This window comes from Chryseobacterium barbadense, from assembly GCF_042849955.1.
Classification (GTDB): Bacteria; Bacteroidota; Bacteroidia; order Flavobacteriales; family Weeksellaceae; genus Chryseobacterium.
In genome coordinates, this window is sequence record NZ_BAAFHL010000002.1 from 139056 (window position 1) to 159839 (window position 20784).

Here is a 20784-nt window from a genome sequence, read left to right on the forward strand (position 1 = left end):
ATTACTTCCAGTAACAAATTGAAGAAAAGACATACATATTGTATAAATTGTAATTATAATGAAAAAATTAACGCTTTCCCTGTTCTTGTTAGCAGGAATTTGTTCACAGAATGTATTGCAGGCTCAGGCTAATGCAACCAAAACGGCTGTGAATGCTACGGATAAAGGATTAGACCTTAGTCTGATGGATAAATCTGTACGTCCTCAGGATGATTTTTATAACTATGTGAACGGAACATGGATGAAAACTGCCAAAATTCCGTCTGATAAGCCAACTTGGGGAAGTTTCAATAAGCTTGCTGACGATACGGATAACAATTCCATGACGATTTTGAACTCTCTTTTGAAAGATAAGTTTGCTGACGGAACAGAGGGGAAAAAAATCCAGGATCTGTATGCTACCTATATGAATATGCAGAAGAGAAATGCAGACGGAATCAAACCTATTCAGGCTAACATCAGTAAAATTGATGCGATCAAAAATCTGGCAGATCTTCAGAATTACCTGACTTCAGTAACGAAAGAAGGAGAAAATACGTTCTACGGATGGGGAGTGGATGCAGATTTGAAAGACTCTAAAATGAATGCGGTTTACTTAGGTAACGCTGCTCTTGGTTTAGGAAGAGATTATTATCAGAAAGTCAACGAAAAAAATACCGAAGCCCTTGCAGAATATACCAAGTATGTAGCTTCCATGTTGAAAGAATTAGGGTACAAAAATGCTGATGCAGCGGCAAAAGGAATCGTTGATTACGAAAAAAGCATTGCACAGACGTATTTAACGAACGAGCAAAGCCGTGACAATACCCTTCAGTATAATCCAAAAACAATGTCTGAGCTTTCCGGATTGGTGAAATATGTAGACCTTCCTGCTTACCTTAAAAAAGTAGGGGTGAATACAGATAAAGTAATCATCGGGGAAATCGGGTATTACAAAAACCTGGATCAATTCATCAATGCTCAGAATCTTCCTGTAATCAAGGATTATCTGAAATTCCACATGATCCACGGAAGTGCTTCTTACTTAAGCGAAAAGCTGGGTGATATGAAATTTGCTTTCTATGGCAAATATTTAAGAGGTCAGCAGGAACAAAGAGCTTTGAACAAAAGAGGATATGAGCTGATCAACGGAACATTGGGTGAAGCGTTCGGAAAATTATATGTTGAAAAATATTTCCCTGCTGAAGCTAAAGCTCAAATGGTTGAGTTAATTGATTACTTAAAGAAAAGTTTTGCAGTTCACATTAACGGTTTAACATGGATGTCTTCCACTACCAAAGAAAAAGCAATGCAGAAACTGAACAAATTCACGGTGAAAGTTGCTTATCCGGATAAATGGAAAGACTATTCTAAATTAAATATCGTTTCTGAAGCGAAAGGAGGAAACCTATATGCAAACCTTCAGAACATTACAGAATGGCAGTATAACAAAGACCTGGCAAAAATCGGTAAAGCAGTGGATAAATCAGAATGGGGAATGACTCCACAGACTGTAAATGCATATTATAACCCGGTAAACAACGAGATCGTTTTCCCTGCTGCAATTCTTCAGCCGCCTTTCTTCAATCCTCAGGCTGATGCAGCTATTAATTTTGGTGGAATCGGTGCGGTGATCGGTCACGAAATGAGCCACGGATTTGACGATTCAGGAGCGCAGTTCGATGCAGACGGAAACTTAGTAGACTGGTGGACGCCGGAAGATAAAGCCAACTTCGAAAAAGCGACAAAAGCTCTTGCTGCTCAATACGATAAATATGAACCTGTTAAAGGAACCTTCGTTAACGGTACTTTTACCAATGGTGAGAATATTGCCGACTTGGGTGGTGTCAATATCGCTTATGATGCGCTTCAGATGTATCTAAAAGATAAAGGAAACCCGGGATCGATCAGCGGATATACCCAAGATCAGAGATTCTTCATGAGCTGGGCAACCGTTTGGAGAACATTATCAAGTGAAAAATACATGATCAACCAGGTGAAGACAGATCCGCATTCTCCTGGCTATTTCAGAAGCTTCGGCCCGATTATCAACGTTGATTCTTTCTATAAAGCATTCGATGTAAAAGAAGGGGATAAGCTGTATAAAAAACCTGCAGACAGAATTAAAATCTGGTAATCATTACCAATAAATAATAGAACCGCTCAGCAATGAGCGGTTTTTTTGATAATTGATCATTTTTCTCAATAAACGTCTAACCCAAATCCTGTACCTCATAACTAAACTCCGGGATTCACAGCTGTCAATTTTTGACCATTTATCAATTATCATTAATCACTTATCATTAAAGTTCGTATATTTGGTAAGTTTGTGTTCAATCAAAAATTATTTTTAATGAAAAAGCTAAATATTGGAATACTTGCCTTCTCAGGGGTCGTATTTTTAAATTCATGCGGTACAACAAAAACTGCTGATACAAGCACTAAGACAGAAACTGCAGTGGCAGTGGCAGAACCTGTGAAACAAGAAGTAAAAGAAGAGGGGATCAATTTATCATATATGGATAAAAGTGTTCGTCCGCAGGATGATTTTTTTAGCTATGTTAACGGAAATTGGGTAAAGACCACTCAGATTCCTTCCGATAAATCAAGCTGGGGATCTTTCAATGCATTGAGAGAAAATGTGGATGACGCTTCCCTGGATATTCTCAATAAAATTCTTTCCGAGAAATATTCAGAAGGCTCAGAAGGGCAGAAAATCCAGAATCTGTATGCTTCTTTCATGGATACCAATAAAAGAAATGCAGAAGGTTTGGCTCCCATCAAAGGAGATCTGGCAAAAATCGATGCCATCAAAAACCTTAATGATCTTCAGAAATATCTTTTGGAAGGAACAAAGTTCGGGGACAACTCTTTTTATGGATGGAGTGTAAGAGCAGATATGAAGGATTCTAAAATGAATGCTGTATATCTTGGAGGGCCAGATCTTGGTTTAGGAAGAGACTATTATCAGAAAGAAAATGAAGCCAACAACAGAACGTTAGCGGAATATCAGAATTATGTAGCTCAATTATTTGGTGTTTTAGGATATAAAAACTCAGACCAGACAGCTCAGAATGTAGTGGCTTTTGAAAAGCAGCTGGCTAAATATCTTTTAACGCTCGAGCAAAACAGAGATGCCAATCTAAGGTACAATCCTAAAAAAGTATCTGAATTATCAGGTTTGGTTAAAAACATCAACCTGGCTAAATATTTAACGGAAGCAGGAGTCAATACCGATAAAGTAATTATCGGAGAGCTGAAATATTATCAGAATATGGATCAGTTCCTGACCCAGAAAAACCTCCCGCTGGTAAAAGATTACCTTAAATATCATGTTATTAATGGAAATGCTAGTAATCTTGATCAGAATTTAGAGCAGATCAGATTCAATTTCTATTCCAAATATCTTCAGGGACAAAAAGAACAGCGTCCGATGGATAAAAGAGGATTATCTCTTGTGAACGGAGTGCTTGGAGAAGCCTTCGGGAAGCTGTATGTTGAAAAATATTTCACTCCGGAAGCCAAACAACAGATGGAAACCTACATCGATTACCTGTTGAAATCATTCAAAACCCATATTAATAACCTGGATTGGATGTCGGCAACTACCAAAGTGAAAGCGCAGGAAAAGTTATCTAAATTCAGTGTGAAAATTGCTTATCCGGATAAATGGAAAGATTATTCTCAATTAAAAGTAAACTCTCCGGAACAGGGAGCCACTTTATACTCCAATCTTCAGAATGTTGCAGCTTGGCAATATCAGAGAAGTCTGGAAAAAGTAGGAAAACCGGTAGATAAAACAGAATGGGGAATGACTCCTCAAACGGTAAATGCTTACTATAACGGCTCAAACAATGAGATTGTTTTCCCGGCAGCTATTCTTCAGCCGCCTTTCTATAATCCTAAAGCGGACGCAGCGGTGAATTTCGGAGGAATTGGAGCCGTTATCGGGCACGAAATTTCTCACGGATTTGACGACAGTGGTTCAAGATTCGACGGAGACGGAAACCTGAATAACTGGTGGACAGATGAAGACCGTAAGAACTTTGATGCAAAAGTGGGGCAATTGGCAGCTCAGTACAATGCTTATGAGCCGGTAAAAGGAAGCTTTGTGAACGGTAAATTTACAAGCGGTGAAAATATTGGGGACTTAGGCGGAGTAGCCGTTGCTTATGACGCCCTTCAAATGTATCTGAAAGATCATGGTAATCCGGGATTAATCAGCGGATTCACTCAGGATCAAAGATTCTTCATGAGCTGGGCTACGGTATGGAGAACAAAATCTACGGATCAGCATATGGTAAACCAGGTAAAAACAGACCCGCACTCACCGGGGTACTTCAGGGCATTTGGTCCGTTAGTCAATCAGGATTCCTTTATCAAGGCATTTGATATAAAGCCTGGTGATAAAATGTATAAAGCTCCTCAGGACAGGATAAAAATCTGGTAATAGTGTTACCGACAATTGTTAGAAAAGAAAACGCATCTGAATGATGCGTTTTTTTATTTATTTTTCATAGTTTAGTGACATCATTAAATGCTATTTTTTAATTGATACATAATGAATTAAATTAAATATTTCAAGAAAAATCTTAACAAAATTTTGTATGTTACAGTTTTTTTTTAAATTTAAACATTGGATTGGTGGCATGTTCGAATCTGCAACAGGTTACTTTAAAAACAATCCTCACCAAAATCAAAAATCTCAAAATAATAATAATATGGCAATGTTCAATTATGGTGTTGGCGGAAACGAAGTCAAAGTAGACGCTAATGAAGCTATTCAGGAAATACAAGAGAATAAATCACTCATTGTAAGTCAGCTTACTACCGAGGAGTCTTATACCCCTGAAATTGTAACAGGATTAAAGACTGTGGATGACGTCTTCAAACATTTTCAACCTTCTGTGAGCGTACAGCATGAAACGGAAGACGGTGGAGTGGTAGAAGAGGAATTCCGTTTTCAGAATCTTGCGGATTTCACACCCAAAAATCTTACCCAGAATTCAAATTATTTACAACAGCTTAGTATGGAACAGGAGCAGTACAATAAAATTGTACGCCAGCTGAAAACGAATAAAATTCTGCGTAATATGCTGGAAAACGAGCAGACAAGAGCTGCATTTGTGGAAGTATTGAAAGAAGTGGCACAAGAACTTGAAAAATAATTAAAAGACTTTAATCATGGACAGTAAACTACAGGCAGCAGAAGGCCAACAACAGGGTCAACAGCAACAGGCGGGTAAACCGAAGGGGAACCCACTGGCCGAACTTAATAAAATGGGAGGTTTCGGCTTTGTTGAATCCGTTGTGGATGGCATTGCCAATATGAACCCTACAAGAAAAGCAAGGAAAGAAATTTTCCTTAATGATAGCAATAAAGCAGACGAAAGAAAAGAATTACTTCAAAAAATCAACCTTTGGATAAGCCTTTTAGAAGGGAACGAATCCGCCGATAAAATGGCAGAAACCTGCAAAAATAAAGCACAACAGGCTGATCAGAGTTTAAAAAGAAACCTGAAAAATGCCCTTGATGCGGTTCGTCAGCTGGAAACCAACTACAGAACTGTGGCTCAATTCTATAAAAATACGGAATTAGATAAAGTAGACAATGTAAATATCGTCAACGCCAGTCTTGATCAGGTAAGTGATTTGGATAACCCGCTTTTCATTGATGCGATTGCTGAAGAATTTAAAAACTACTATGATCGTCTGGATCTTAGAGATAACTATTCTATCCTGGCCATTCCCGGGTATTTAGGTTCTAATAAAGTCATTGAAAAATGGGCTAAAATCTGTAACGAAAACAAAGTAATGATGGTTACGGATTTCGCCAATCTTGATAAGCCGGATGATGTGGTAGATCTTTTCCACTCAGCCAATCTTACAGGGGGAGAGCTGCACCGAAGTAACGTGATTATGACCTGCAACTGGCTTGTAGGACGTGGTAAAGCTGAAGAAGTAGGGGAAGAAGAAAATGTAGAGCTTCCACCTTCCACCTCATTAGCCGGAAAAATCCATAAAACATTGATGTCTCAGGTTGCAGCAGGTAAAAAGCATGGCAATATCAACGAAGTGGATGCCGTGAAATTCGAGCTGAAGAAAAGCGAAATTTCCCAGCTGGAAAAAATGGGACTGGTACCAATGGTAAATGAATATGGTAAAATTATGGCTTTCTCGGCAAAAACATTATTTACCGGAGACAATATCGGACTTCAAACCTATTCCGTGGTTCGTGTATTTGATTATGTAACGAAAGTTCTATTAGATTTCTTAAACAGACGTGCTTTCGAAAACTGGAATGCAAGAAACGAAGACGATTTGAGAAGACAGATCGTAACCTTCTTAGACGGTATCAAAGGCCCGGATAAACTGATTGAAAAATTCAAGATCGTTCGTTTTGAACAGGATAAAGTGAACAAAGACAGAGTATGGCTGGACATCCGTTTAACCCCTTATTTCCCTACTAAAAGCTTCGTTATTAAATTGGACGGGCATAAAGGAGATGATGGTAACGAATGGGATGCAGAATACGCTCAGGAATAAAATTGAACTTAATATCTATAAAAAACCGATGCAACTTTACATCGGTTTTTTTCTACCATAATATGAAAATTAATATGATCAAAAGTAGAGTTATTTATGCTTTACCTTTATTTTTCTTAGCTTTTCTGATAAGCTGTGAAGATAAAAAACTACAGCGTCCTGAACATAAAATAGACCTTTTTGCCGATGAACGACATGAAGGAAAAGCTTACGTAATGAGTGAAGAAGAATGCTATGATCAGAGTCAATTGGTCATTGCAACCTCAGATGTAAAACTTGCAGACAGTTCTTCTGGCAGGGGAAAAGCAGTTTTCATTTATAAGGTCAGTTCAGGAGAATTAGTGAAAACCACTAGGGATTCTGCCATTAATTATCCATTGCAGTTCCTTTCCAATTACAGGCTGAAACTAAAAAAAGATTCCATGTACCTCTATCTACAAAAGCTTAAAGGATATCGTTTTATTGCCAAAGAAAAAAACCTTAAATACCAATGGCTCAAGGGAGCTTCCGTATATTCTGTGGCTAAGGAAAACAAATAAGCTTATCTTTGCAGGATTAAATGAGATGACTTTTTTGGACAAGAATAATAAAGACTCGAAATTTTTATACATAGGCAACAAGCTTCTGAGCTGGTATAGGAAAAATGCCAGGGATTTACCCTTCAGACAGACAAAAGATCCGTACAAAATCTGGATCTGTGAAATTGTTTTTCAGCAAACAAGGATTAGTCAGGGGCTGAATCATTATAATAATTTTATCCGGAGGTTTCCTGATGTACAAACTTTGGCTAAAGCTGAAGAAAATGAGGTTTTGCTGTATTGGAAAGGTCTGGGATATTACTCCAGGGCCATCAACATACACAAAGCTTCCCGACAGATCATGAACGATTACAGCGGTGTTTTCCCGTCTCAATATGATGAGATCCTGAAATTAAATGGAGTAGGGAAATATACTGCTGCTGCCATTACCAGCATTTGTTTCGGGGGTAAAATTCCGGCAGTGGACGGAAACTTTTACAGAGTGTTGAGCCGGATTTTTGCAGATGATTTTGATATTTCCAATTCGAGGGCATTTGCTTACTTCTCGGAATTAGCAACTTTAATTCTGCCTGAAAATGTAGGAGATTTTAACCAGGCTATGATGGACCTCGGATCAGAAATCTGTAAACCTAAAAATCCATTATGCGGAGAATGTCCTTTACAAGAAGACTGTTTGGCATTTTCGCTTCATAAAGTTTCGGAATTTCCTGTAAAAACCAAAAAAGCAAAAAGTGAAGACCTTCATCTGAAATACTATTTCGTGCACAGAAACGGTCAGTTTCTTATTCAGCAAAGAAAAGACGACTTCATCTGGAAAAAGCTCTTTGAATTTCCGGCTGTTATTCCTGAGGAACTGGAACCGTTCAGTAAAGAAGTAAAAACCATCAATCATAAACTAACACATAAAAATCTGACAATTGAGATTTCTAATGTGGATGTGGTTTCAGAACCTGTCTGGAATAACTTTATAGCGCAAAATCAATACCTCATTACAGACTTTGAAGGTTCCCATGAAAAATCTTTTCCCAAACCGCTGGAAAATTATATTCAAAACTCACTGAAAGACTGAAATTTGTCTTCTTAAATCTAAAATCTAATTTGTACTTTTGCAAAATGATTAAAAAAGTCATTTTTATTTTTGCATCATTGCTGTTATGGTCCTGTGGAAAAGATCCTGTTCCCAAGCCATACGGGGAGCTTCGTCTCGAATATCCCGCGCCTAAATATCAGAAACTGGATAAGGATTGTGCATACGGTTTTGAGTATTCCGATTTTGCCACCATTACAGACGCCAAAAGACCTTGTTGGTATTATCTTAATTACCCGAAAATGAAGGCAAAAGTCTTCATTACTTATTATCCAATTAAGAATGACTTTGCAGACCATATCAAAGAAGCGGAGAAAATGGTGTATGAGCATACCATTAAAGCGAGTGCTATCGATACAAAATCTTTCGAATATCCTGAAAGAAAAGTATATGGAAACTTTTATGAATTAAAAGGACAAAGTGCCTCTAACCTTCAGTTTTATGCTACAGACAGCACAAGACATTTTGTGACGGCTTATTTATACTTTAACACAAGACCAAAGCCGGATTCACTGGCTCCCGCAGTTAATTACATCAAAAAAGACATGATGCACCTGCTGGACACATTTGAATGGAAAAAATAATTACGTATAAAAATACATTGAAAAATATATGAAACTTTTAGTTGTAGGAAGCGTTGCATTTGATGCAATTGAGACCCCTTTTGGTAAAACAGATAAAATTTTAGGAGGCGCAGCCACATTTATCGGGTTGACTTCATCCGTTTTAGGAGTGAAATCAGGAATTGTTTCCGTAGTAGGAGGTGATTTCCCTCAGGAATATCTGGATTTGCTTACCGACAGAGATGTGAACATCGAGGGTATTGAAATTGTAAAGGATGGGAAAACGTTTTTCTGGTCAGGAAAATATCATAACGATCTGAACACCAGGGATACTTTGGTAACCGAAGTGAATGTTCTGGAAAATTTTGATCCTAAAATTCCTGATTCCATGCAGGATTCCGAAATTTTGCTCTTAGGGAACCTGCATCCCGGAGTTCAGCTATCTGTTCTTGAAAAAATGAATCAGCGTCCTAAACTGGTAATCCTGGATACGATGAACTTCTGGATGAACACCGCTTGGGATACTTTAATGGATATGATTGCCAAAACAGATGTCATCACTATTAATGACGAAGAGGCAAGACAGCTTTCAGGAGAATATTCACTGGTAAAAGCAGCTAAAAAAATTCATACCATGGGGCCTGAATTTGTGATCATTAAAAAAGGAGAGCATGGCGCACTACTTTTCCATGATAACAAAATTTTCGCTATTCCTGCGCTTCCGCTGGAAGAAGTATTTGATCCTACCGGAGCCGGAGATACTTTTGCGGGAGGTTTTGCGGCTTATCTGGCAAAAAAAGGCAAATTCGATTTCGAAACAATGAAGTCTGCATTAATCGTAGGTTCTGCAATGGCTTCATTCACCGTTGAGAAATTTGGAACCGAAAGACTTCAGGAAGTAACGGAATCAGATATGTTCAGCAGATTAAGACAATTCAAAGAATTGACGACATTTGATGTCGAACTGCAATAAATGGGTCTTTTTAAGAAATATTTATAATAAAAAATTGAGTGTAATTCATTAAGAATTCTAAATTTGCAACTTATTTAAATAGTATAATGATAAATAAACTACAAATCACTTTTCTTTTAGGTGTTTTTATGATGTTGTTTTCCGGGCATGCAAAAGCTCAATTACAGCAGGGGCAGTTGGTAGATGGGATTGCAGCGGTGATCGGGGATGAAATTGTTCTGGAGTCTGATGTAAGCGAACAGATGAATTATGCAAAGCAGCAGGGAGCATCCAATACAGATAAGTGTGAGTTTTTGGAAAATCTGATCAATAACAAGCTTCTTGTTTATGAAGCGAAAAAAGATACTTTGATTGAAAACCGTTCGGCAGCTATTAAAGAACAGGCGAACGCTAAATATAATCAATTGCTTTCCCAATTCCCGGATGAAAAAACCATGCTTGCAGCATATAAATTCAGAACAGGGTATGAAATGAAGAACGCTATCGAGAAAATCGATACCGATACGTACTATGGTCAGGCAAAATATCAGAGGGTTACAGAAAAAGCAGACGTTACTCCTAATGAGGTAACGGATTTCTACAATATGTATAAAATGCAGCTTCCGGAAGTAAAAGATGAAATTTCCCTGGCTCAGATCATGATGTATCCTAAACTTACAGAAGCTCATAAAGAAGAACTTATCAACAAGCTGAAAAAGATCAAGCAGGATATTCAGGGCGGAGAGAGTTTTGAAAGCCAGGCAAGAATCTATTCAGAAGATGAAGGTTCAGCGGCTAATGGAGGATTATACAAAAACATTAATAAAGGACAGATGGTAAAACCGTTTGAAGCTGCTGCTTTAAACCTTCAGGAGGGAGAAATCTCAGAACCTGTGGAATCCGAATTCGGATACCATTTGATTCAGCTAGTAAGAAAATCGGGGAAAATATATGATGCAAGGCACATTCTCTTAAAAGCTACTCCTACAGATGAGGAAGTTAAGACGGCTAAGAATAAACTAGACAGTCTAAGAACTTTAATCGTTGATGGGAAAATGACTTTTAAAGATGTGGCGTTCAGATATTCTGATGATAAAAGAACTAAATTCAATGCCGGTTTAATTCCGGGTGCGGACGGTTCAAGCAAAATTGAGAGAGAATCTGTTCCTGGAACCATCAGCTATGAATTAGCAGGATTAAATAAAGGTGACATCACCACAGCTTTTGAAGACGAAGATAACAGAAGAAAAGTTGTTAAAATTGTTAAAATTGAAGAGGTAATTCCTGCTCACCAGATCACTCTTGAAACAGATTACGACAGAATCAAGCAGATGGCGCTTAACAAAAAACGAAACGAAATGGTTGAAAAGTTTGTCAACTCCAAGCTTCCGACAACTTTTATTTCCATAGACGGACGTTATGATTCCTGTAACTTTAAAGCCAACTGGAAAAAAGAATCAATCAATAAATAAAAATTAAAACCTTCAGAAAATCTGGAGGTTTTTTTTATTCATGTTTCCGGATAAAATTTTTCAAGAACCTTTGTTTTTAGTATTTTTACAACATGAGCAATTTTATAGATTTCAATTCAGCGAAAAAGCTTCACGAAATGCAAGGTAATCAGAATAAAATCACACAACTTTTTAATATTCAATATCCAATCATCCAGGCAGGAATGATCTGGCACTCAGGATGGAGGCTGGCTTCCGCCGTTTCAAACTGTGGCGGATTAGGTTTAATAGGAGCTGGAAGTATGTATCCCGATATATTAAGAGAAAACATTCAGAAATGTAAACAGGCTACAGATAAGCCTTTCGGAGTGAATGTTCCCATGTTGTATCCCAATCTTGATGAGGTGATTCAGATCATTCTGGAAGAAGGCGTGAAAATTGTCTTTACCTCTGCGGGAAATCCTAAAACCTATACGGAAACTTTACAGAAAGAAGGACTGAAAGTGGCTCACGTGGTATCCTCTACAAAATTTGCCATGAAATGCGAAGATGCAGGAGTAGATGCAGTGGTAGCTGAAGGTTTTGAAGCCGGAGGACATAACGGAAGAGATGAAACCACCACCTTCTGCCTGATCCCGAACGTCAGAAAACACATTTCCAAACCATTGATCGCAGCAGGAGGAATTGCTTTAGGTTCCCAAATGAAAGCAGCTATGATCTTAGGAGCAGACGGAGTTCAGATAGGCTCCCGTTTCGCCGCAACGGTTGAAGCAAGTGCTCATGAAAACTGGAAGAAGAAGATAACGGAACTTCAGGAAGGAGACACCCATCTTACATTAAAGGAGCTGGCCCCTGTGAGAATGGTGAAAAATAAGTTTTTCAATGAGCTCGAAACCATCTACCAGACTGGAAGAAATACGGAAGCTTTAGTAACCGCTTTAGGAAGAGCCAGAGCCAAAAAAGGAATGTTTGAAGGTGATATGGAAGAAGGAGAGGTGGAAATAGGTCAGGTTTCAGCTTTAATTGATGAGATTCTTCCGGTAGAAACCGTTTTCAATAATCTATTGAGAGAATTTGAGGAAACAAAAATGCCTGCATTCTAATGAAGTTTGAGTTTTGATAAAAAGTAAATCCATTGAAATCAAAGGGAAAGCCCTTTATATAGAATACAACAATTCGTTTGAAAATAAGCCCACTATTGTTTTCCTGCATGATTCTTTAGGCTGTGCACAGCTTTGGCGGGATTTCCCGGCTAAGATTGCTGCAGAAGCTCAATGCAATATTTTGTTGTATGACCGGTTGGGTTACGGAAAATCCTGCCCAATGCCCACTCATGAGAGACAAAACAATTATATGGAGCAGGAAGCAGATGTATTGAATGATCTGTTAAATGCATTAAATCTCCGTAATGTTATTTTATTTGGACATAGTGATGGCGGAACCATAGCTTTAATTACCGCGAGTAAATATTCCGAAAAGATCAATGCCGTCATCTGTGAGGCTGGACATATTTTTGTAGAAGATGTCACGGTAAAAGGTGTTAAAGATGCTTTTGAGGCTTACCAAACGACTAATCTGGGAGAACGTCTGCAAAAATACCATGGAGATAAGGTAGATATGCTATTTAAAGCATGGACGGAAACTTGGCTAAGCGATCGGTTCAGAAGCTGGAATATTGAATATCTCTTACCCGGTATAAACTGTCCGTTATTATTTATCCAGGGAGAAGCAGATGAATATGGTACTCTGGATCAGGTTGAAAAAACGATCAGCCAGGTAAATGGAATCGCAGAGAAATATATTATTCCAGATATTGGCCATACACCCCATAAAGAAATCCCAGAATTAGTTTTACACCGATCAGTGGAATTTATTAATACAATTATTAAAAAGTAGAAGCGGGCCTTAGCCCGCTTCTACTTTTTAATGTATAATACCATTTATTAAGAATATTTTTGACTTCTCTTTCTCTAATGAATTATGAAAATCACATTTATTAATGGTGAAAGGAATTATGTCTTAAGGGTGAATTATATTTAGTTATTAATCATGTAAGCCTCTGTTAATCAATACTTGATATTGGTGATTTGTTTCGTGTTATAATTTGAATTATTTATTAAATTATTACATATATGTGTTTATTGTAACTTTTTTTATAATCCTATTCGAATTAATTTGTAACTTGCTTTTACGTGTATTTCACTAAAAATGGAACTCACTTAACTTATTTAAAGTATATATGAATAAATATTCTGTTCCTGGGAATGAAGATGAGCGCCTCAAAAAAATGGCCTTTTTCGAGCTTTTAAATTTGGGAAAAGAACCACAATTGGATGTATTTGCGGAAGTGGCAAGCATGATTACCGATTGCCCCGCATCTCTTATCGCTATGATGGAAAGTGATACACAGACCATTCAAAGTTGTGTGGGATTGCCATTGGATTTTGTGAACCGTGAAGACACAATATGTCAATACTCTATTGCCAGCGGAGAAGTTCTGGTCATTAATGATACATTATTGGATCACAGATCTTGCAGTAATCAGATCATGATAGACGGTGGGATTCGTTTTTATGCAGGGGTTCCTCTGTTGGATGATGAAGGTTTTGTAATGGGCACCCTTTGTGTTATTGATTATAAGCCGAGGGCAATTTCGGAAGATCAGATAAGGTTACTTAAGAAAATAGGTGATGCAATTATGAAATTGCTGATGGGAAAAAGAAAAAATATTCAAGCCGAATATTTTGAAGAGACCTTCAGTATTTCTAATAACCTTATTGGTGTTCTGGATAAACATTTAATGATTAAAGATGTAAATCCGGCTTTTGAAAAAACATTCGGTATAAAAAAGAATCAGGCACAAAATCAGAACTTTTTAACTTTTTTGGGAGAACATTGCCCTGTATTAAGATCACAGGTAGAAGATTTCTCCGAAAAAGAAGAAGAATATAAATTCACTACTTCCACAAAGATTGATCAGTCAACTGTCATTATTGAGTGGTCATTAAAAAAGAACCAGGATGGCACCGAAATTTTATGTTTCGGCATCAATATCACCCATCTTATTGAAGAAAAGATGAAACTGGAGAGTTCCGAGCGAAGATTCAGAAGTTTCTTTGAAAATGCAATAGGTCTTATGAGTATGCATGATATGGAAGGATATATTCTGGCTGTGAATGAAAAAGGCAGGGAAACCCTGCATTATAAAGCAGATGAAATTAAAGGGCTGAACCTGAAAGATCTTGTGCCTGAAAAAAACTGGCCTTTGCTTGAACAATACATACAACGGATCAACGAGAATAAAGAAGATTTCGGAACCATGATCCTGAAAACAAAAGAAGGCGAAGAAATGATCTGGATATACCACAATCTGGTTGAAATCAATGAAGAAGGAAACCCTTATGTGATCAGTACAGCCCTGAATGTAACGGAAAGAATGAGCCTGGAAAGAGATCTTGTATATGCAAAGAAAATGCTTGAGCAAACCAGTGCTGTCGCTCAGGTAGGAGGATGGGAAATTAACCTTAAAAACAATTCTGTATTTTGGTCACAATCTACAAGAGATATTCATAGAGTAGAGAAAACGTTTGAACCTACTTTTGAAAATGCTTTGAACTTTTATGAAGAAGAAAGCAGAAAAAAGATGGATTTCCTATTTGACAGGGCGGTTAAAGAAGGGATACCTTATGATGAAGAGCTTCAGCTTATACGGAATGACGGGGAGACTATCTGGGTAAGAGTAAAAGGGATACCGGAATTTGAAGATGAAGCGTGTACTAAAGTATTCGGAATCATCCAGGATATTGATGCCTTCAAGAAAGTTTACCTTGAGTTGGCTCAAAAAGAAGCCATGTTGCAGTCATTCGTTAATTATGTTCCCGCACCTGTGGCTATGCTTGATAAAGACCTCAATTATCTTTCGGTGAGCAGCCGCTGGAAAGATGAATTCCGGATGAATGATGTAGAGCTTGTAGGAAAAAGTATGTTCGAGGTTTCAGATGTACCTGAAGACAGAAAAAAGATTTATGAAGAAGCTTTAAAAGGTAAAGCGTATAAAAATGAGAATATGCCTATAGACGGCTTCCATAAAGAAGGCAGGCAACATTACAATCTCGAAGTAAGACCGTGGTATCTTTCAGGTGATATCGGTGGTATCATTATTTCGGCACAAAATATCACCAATGTGGTGAAAACAAATGAAGAGCTTAAGAAAGCCAAAAATATGGCAGATATTGCCAGCAAAGCCAAATCTGAGTTTTTAGCCAATATGAGCCATGAAATCAGGACTCCTCTCAACGGGGTGATCGGGTTTTCAGATCTTTTACTAAAAACACCACTCAATGAAGTACAGACTCAATATCTGAACTATATTAATGAATCGGGTGAAAATCTGCTCAATATTATCAATGATATTCTTGATTTTTCCAAAATAGAATCCGGAAAGATGGACCTTTTAGTAGAAAGATCCAGCATGTATGATATGGTAAGCCAGGTGGTTAATGTAATCCTTTACCAGTCTCAGAAAAAAAATATAGAACTGCTTCTGAATGTAGAGCAGGGTTTGCCGAAAACCATATGGGTGGATGAATCACGCCTTAAGCAAGTGCTGATCAACCTCCTTGGAAATGCTGTTAAATTTACAGAGCATGGTGAAATTGAGCTGAAAGTTGAAAAACTGGCTTTAGACGATAAAAATATTACGTTGAGGTTTGCTGTAAGAGACACCGGAATTGGAATTCCTTTAGAAAAGCAGCAACATATTTTTGATGCCTTCACCCAGGAGAACAGTTCGGTGAGCAAGCGTTACGGGGGAACAGGATTGGGACTTACCATTTCAAACAATATCCTGAAGTATATGGGAAGCAAGCTTTCGCTTAACAGTGAGCTGCAAAAAGGGTCTGTATTTTATTTTGATATCCAGGTTCCTTATGAAATGTCCTGCCCTGAAGAAGATGAAGAATTGAAGCTTAATAAGGTGCTTGTAGTAGATGACAATGAAAGCAACAGAATCATCCTGCAACACATGCTGGCTTATAAAAACATTGATTCCAAGCTTGCTGCGAATGGAATGGAGGCCCTTCATATATTGATGCAAGGAGAACGTTTTGATGTGATTTTAATGGATTATCATATGCCGGTGATTTCGGGGCTTGAAACCATCGAGAAAATCAAAGAATTATTTAATGCGCAGGGAGAGCATTCACCACTGGTTGTTTTGCACACCTCTTCGGAAGAACACGATGTTCTCAATTCCTTCCGCCGTGATGAAGATTCTTATTTCCTGCTTAAACCTATAAAATCTGAAGAACTGTACAGGACATTGAAAAGGGCTTCAAAAAATACTGAAAAAGATATGGGTGGAACGGTTTTATCGACATCAGCAGAACAGCCGGTGTTTGCACCTTCCCTTCAGGTCTTGCTGGTGGATGATAATCCTGTGAATATGGTGCTTAATCATAAAATGATGAAGTCATTGATACCAGATGCGCAGTTAACGGAGGCTACAGACGGGCTTCAGGCATTAGAGCTATGTAAAGCAAAACATTTTGATCTTGTGCTGATGGATGTTCAGATGCCGGTAATGGATGGAATCGAAGCGACAAAGCAGATACGCTTGTTGTCAGATTATAAAACCGTTCCCATTATCGGAGTTACGGCGGGCAATATTTTAGGAGAAAAAGAAAAATGCCTTGAAGCGGGCATGAGCGATTTCCTTCCTAAACCATTAAGGCAGAATGATCTTCTGGAAATGCTTAATAAGCACATGTCTCATCATAGCAACAAAACTCAGGATAGCAGTTCTTTAGAGTTGGAAAAACATCTGGATATTAATCTTTTGAATGAACAGACAGGAGATGACGAAGATTTTAGAAAAGTATTTCTGAATCTGGTGATCCAGGAGCTTAGCGCTTCCAATGAAGAACTAAAACAGGCGTCAGTACAAGAAGATTTAGCTGTCGTCAAAGCGCTTCTTCATAAACTAAAAGGAACTGCGGGAGTGGCAGGCTTGCTCAAACTCGCCCAATCATTTGCCAAATGGGAAAATAAAATTGAGGAGACTAATGATTATGCCTCCATGCAGGAGGAAATTGCCGAAGAAATGACTATAGGGCTCAACTTAATTAAAGGTTTAATACAATAAAAAATAATTTATGTTGATTTTAATCGCTGAAGACGACGAACTGATTTTGAAAACTATTGAACACAAATTATTGAAAGAAGGACATGAAGTGATTCTTACCCGCAACGGAAAAGATGCTATTGATACTTTAAAAACCAGAGAGGTGGATCTTGCCATCACAGATATCATGATGCCTTTTGCCTCGGGCATTGAAATACTGTCATCCATAAAAACAATGGAAAAAAAAATACCTGTCATTATGCTTTCCAGTATGGGGCAGGAAGAAGTAGTACTGAATGCTTTTGATATGGGAGCTTCCGATTTTATTGTGAAGCCATTCAGTCCTAATGAGTTGATGTTAAGAATTAAAAGATTTGCTCCAAAATAAAAATAACAATGCTATTTTTAGCCGATTCAAGCTCAATTCATTACCTTTTCCTCGTTTTTTTAGGAATGCTGTCGTTAGTCGTATTATTAATTTTAGTAGTGCTTATTTACAGTTTTTACCAATATAAAGAATCTGCCCGGGTTTCAAAATGGTCTGATCTCATTAATGAAAAAGTAACCGAAACTATTGTATATGATAAAGGAGAAATAGACTCGTCAAATGACGGATTTTCAGTATTTTCAGGTTATCCTTTATTCAGGAATTTATTCCTGCAAAAACTGGTAGAAACGGATAATAAGTTTTCAGGCACTGCGCAGAACAAAATAAAAGATTTGTTTAATGATTATAATCTTCAGGACGAAGCCTTTAAAAAGCTTAATCAAAAGAAGCCTTACCTCATTGCGGGAGGAATACAGGAACTTACGGCAATGAATGTTGAAGAAGCATTGCCGGAAATTTCATTGTTCCTGAAACATCCTTCAGCTCAGGTGTATCAGGAAGCTCAATATGCGATGGTGAGTTTTAAAGGATTTGAAGGATTGCGTTTTTTGGATACCATCTCTACCAAAATTTCAGAATGGCAGCAGCTACGTTTACTTCTTTCCATTACGCATATTCCTGCGGATCATGAAGACATTCTTAAAAGTTGGCTTGAAAGCCCCAACGATACCGTTATTATTTTCACACTTCGATTACTGAAGAAATTCCAGCTTTTATCTTTTTATCCGGCAGTGATGAATTTGCTATATCACTCCTCTGTAGAAGTAAGAATACAAGCTGTGAAAGCCCTCCAGTCACTGGAAAACTCCTCCACCATTACAGAACTTACGAATATCTATCCTGAACAGCCTTTTGAAGTGCAGCTTGAGATTCTCAGAGTAATGCGGGTTTTGAAAGAACAATGTTGTGCGGGTTTTTTACAGCATCAATTGGTGGAGAGCCCTTTTTCAGCAGTCAAAATTTATTCGGCAGAAGCTCTTTTTTCATTGGGCCATCACGATTACCTGGTACAGGTTGCCAATGATCAGGGTTCATCAGAACAATTGGTTCAAATTATCAAACACGCTTTACAGGAAAAAGTATGCTAGAATTTTCACACATTGTCTACGAAATTGTTATATGGGTATTTTTGCTCTATGGTTCGGCGGTAGCTCTTATCTATGGATGGATAGGAGTATATGCTTTAGGAGCAGTGATACGCTATAAGAAGGAAAATGCATTTACCGATTACAATATTATCGCTGTTAATCCCAATGCTCCGACTTTTAGTCTTATCGCTCCGGCATACAATGAAGGGATGACCATAGTGGAAAACGTAAGATCACTTTTATCACTCTATTACCATAATCTGGAAATTATTATTGTCAATGACGGAAGCAAAGATGATTCCATACAAAAGCTTATCGAAGCGTATGAATTGGAATCCATATCTTTCTTTGTACAGGGTGAAATACAAACCAATGCAATAAGAAGCATTTATAAAAGCAAGAATCCGGCCTTTAAAAAGCTTATTGTAGTCGATAAAGAAAATGGCGGTAAGGCAGATGCCCTGAATGTAGGAATCAATGTTTCTTCGGGAGATTATCTTGTTTGCATTGATGTGGATTGTATTCTTGAGCAGGACGCTATTCTTCGTCTCGCAAAACCATTCTTGGAAGAAACAGATAAAAAAATCATTGCCTGTGGCGGGGTAATTCGCCTTGCCAATAATTGTAAGATTGAAAATGGTAAAGTGGTAGATGTTAATATGCCTAGAACCCTGTTAGGGAAAACTCAGGCTTTAGAATATATCAGAGCTTTTGTACTGGGTAGAATGGCATGGTCACGGGCATCCGGACTTATCCTGATTTCGGGGGCGTTTGGCGTTTTCGACAGGAAAATTGTATTGGCATGCGGTGGATATGATAAAAATACGGTAGGAGAAGACATGGAATTGGTTGTCCGGATGCGAAAGTATATGGAAGAAAAGAAAGAACCTTATGAAGTGATCACAGTTCCCGATCCTTTATGCTGGACTGAAGTTCCTGAGACAAAAGAAATACTTAAAAAACAGCGTAACAGATGGATGCGCGGAACCATGGAAACCCTTTGGAAACATCGAAGACTTATATTTAATCCAAAATATGGAAAACTAGGAATGATTAGTCTTCCGTATTGGCTCTTTTTTGAATTTTTAGGCCCTTTGGTTGAGTTTCTGGGGTACATTATTTTCATTGTGTTTTTATTGCTGGGAATTATCAACTGGTCATTTTTTACCGTGTTGTTTGCTTTAGTGATCTCCACCGGTTTCCTTTATTCCATATATGGTATATTGGTAGATCTGGTCAGCAGGCAGGTGTACACCAAAAGAAAGGACTTTCTTACATTAATCGGAACCGCTTTTTTAGAACCTTTTTATTTTCATCCTATTGTTGTCAAGGCAAGTGTGAAGGGATTTATAGATTATTTTAAAAAGTCTCATAGCTGGGGAGAAATGACGAGACAAGGCTTTAATCAAAGCACACAGCATTTACCTTTTAAGGAAAGAATGTCCGCTATTCTGAAAATGAGCCTCAGAACATGGGGCATGTTCGCAGCCGTTTTCTCCGGCCTGTTTTTATTAGGAATAGCTGTAGAGTGGTTTTGGTACCGGTATTATGTTTCAGGGCTGAATATTTCAATTATTGCCAAAGGTCTTTTCCTGGATAACTTTATCTTTATGTTTAAGATTATTTTCGGAACCGGAGTGGTCTATATACTGCTGAATTTTATAAAAGAAAGCTGGGCAAAGACAGTAACCATTATTATAGGTTTATTTGTTGTTATCGCACATTACATTTTATTCTTATATTTTTCTGAAACCCATAAACTGTTGGGGGCAGATATTTTAAACTATAGCAAAGCGGAGATAGAACAGAATTTACGGGATAGCGGAATGTTTAATTTAAAAAACTTTGCATTATTAGGGCTTTTAATTATTGCATCATTTATTCCGTTCTGGCTGGCTGCTAAATCGGCTTTCAAATCTGTCTATATAGGATTGGTATTTCTCTGCTTAGGTTTAGCTGCTTTATGTATTCCGAAAGATATGGCAGAACCTGCTGATCTTTACCGTGCCGGAAAGCTTGATCAGAAAGCGTCAAAAAGTAAATGGGATTATTTTCTTAATTCCAATACAG

Annotated in this window: 15 protein-coding genes; all 15 read left to right on the forward strand. The window is 37.8% G+C overall.

Features of this window, described 5'->3' with window-relative positions; genetic code table 11:
• Positions 1 to 58: 58 nt before the first annotated feature.
• Positions 59 to 2116, forward strand: a complete 2058-nt coding sequence (locus ACGHIN_RS02960; RefSeq protein WP_390450673.1) for a M13 family metallopeptidase — start codon at positions 59 to 61, stop codon at positions 2114 to 2116.
• A 216-nt stretch (positions 2117 to 2332) separates the two neighbouring features.
• Positions 2333 to 4429 carry a M13 family metallopeptidase gene (locus ACGHIN_RS02965; protein WP_390450675.1) on the forward strand — a complete coding sequence of 699 codons (2097 nt, stop codon included), beginning with the start codon at positions 2333 to 2335 and terminating at the stop codon, positions 4427 to 4429.
• Between the two features lie 157 nt (positions 4430 to 4586).
• A complete protein-coding gene (locus ACGHIN_RS02970; protein WP_390450677.1) occupies positions 4587 to 5147 on the forward strand; it encodes a type VI secretion system contractile sheath small subunit in 561 nt (186 codons plus the stop codon).
• A 16-nt stretch (positions 5148 to 5163) separates the two neighbouring features.
• Entirely contained in the window at positions 5164 to 6525 is a 1362-nt protein-coding gene (locus ACGHIN_RS02975) for a DUF5458 family protein (RefSeq protein WP_390450679.1), read from the forward strand.
• A gap of 74 nt (positions 6526 to 6599) precedes the next feature.
• The gene (locus ACGHIN_RS02980) at positions 6600 to 7064 is read left to right on the forward strand and encodes a hypothetical protein (RefSeq protein WP_390450681.1); all 465 of its coding nucleotides are present in this window, start codon (positions 6600 to 6602) and stop codon (positions 7062 to 7064) included.
• Positions 7065 to 7089: 25 nt separating this feature from the next.
• The gene (gene mutY / locus ACGHIN_RS02985) at positions 7090 to 8133 is read left to right on the forward strand and encodes an A/G-specific adenine glycosylase (RefSeq protein ID WP_390450683.1); all 1044 of its coding nucleotides are present in this window, start codon (positions 7090 to 7092) and stop codon (positions 8131 to 8133) included.
• Between the two features lie 44 nt (positions 8134 to 8177).
• The gene (gene gldD / locus ACGHIN_RS02990; protein WP_390450685.1) at positions 8178 to 8735 is read left to right on the forward strand and encodes a gliding motility lipoprotein GldD; all 558 of its coding nucleotides are present in this window, start codon (positions 8178 to 8180) and stop codon (positions 8733 to 8735) included.
• 28 nt (positions 8736 to 8763) lie between these two features.
• Positions 8764 to 9687 carry a PfkB family carbohydrate kinase gene (locus ACGHIN_RS02995; RefSeq protein ID WP_390450687.1) on the forward strand — a complete coding sequence of 308 codons (924 nt, stop codon included), beginning with the start codon at positions 8764 to 8766 and terminating at the stop codon, positions 9685 to 9687.
• 86 nt (positions 9688 to 9773) lie between these two features.
• Positions 9774 to 11138 carry a peptidylprolyl isomerase gene (locus ACGHIN_RS03000; RefSeq protein ID WP_390450689.1) on the forward strand — a complete coding sequence of 455 codons (1365 nt, stop codon included), beginning with the start codon at positions 9774 to 9776 and terminating at the stop codon, positions 11136 to 11138.
• Between the two features lie 92 nt (positions 11139 to 11230).
• Positions 11231 to 12220 (forward strand): NAD(P)H-dependent flavin oxidoreductase, encoded by a 990-nt coding sequence (locus tag ACGHIN_RS03005; protein WP_390450691.1) that lies wholly within the window; start codon positions 11231 to 11233, stop codon positions 12218 to 12220.
• Between the two features lie 13 nt (positions 12221 to 12233).
• A complete protein-coding gene (locus tag ACGHIN_RS03010) occupies positions 12234 to 13013 on the forward strand; it encodes an alpha/beta fold hydrolase (RefSeq protein ID WP_390450693.1) in 780 nt (259 codons plus the stop codon).
• Positions 13014 to 13356: 343 nt separating this feature from the next.
• Positions 13357 to 17259, forward strand: a complete 3903-nt coding sequence (locus ACGHIN_RS03015) for a response regulator (protein ID WP_390450695.1) — start codon at positions 13357 to 13359, stop codon at positions 17257 to 17259.
• A gap of 10 nt (positions 17260 to 17269) precedes the next feature.
• Positions 17270 to 17626: a response regulator transcription factor gene (locus tag ACGHIN_RS03020; protein ID WP_390450697.1), complete on the forward strand. Its 357-nt coding sequence runs from the start codon at positions 17270 to 17272 to the stop codon at positions 17624 to 17626.
• 8 nt (positions 17627 to 17634) lie between these two features.
• Positions 17635 to 18714, forward strand: a complete 1080-nt coding sequence (locus tag ACGHIN_RS17360; RefSeq protein ID WP_438825483.1) for a HEAT repeat domain-containing protein — start codon at positions 17635 to 17637, stop codon at positions 18712 to 18714.
• Positions 18708 to 20784: glycosyltransferase (locus ACGHIN_RS03025; protein ID WP_390450698.1), on the forward strand; the 2077-nt coding region annotated here is incomplete at its 3' end. The genes ACGHIN_RS17360 and ACGHIN_RS03025, both read left to right, overlap by 7 nt.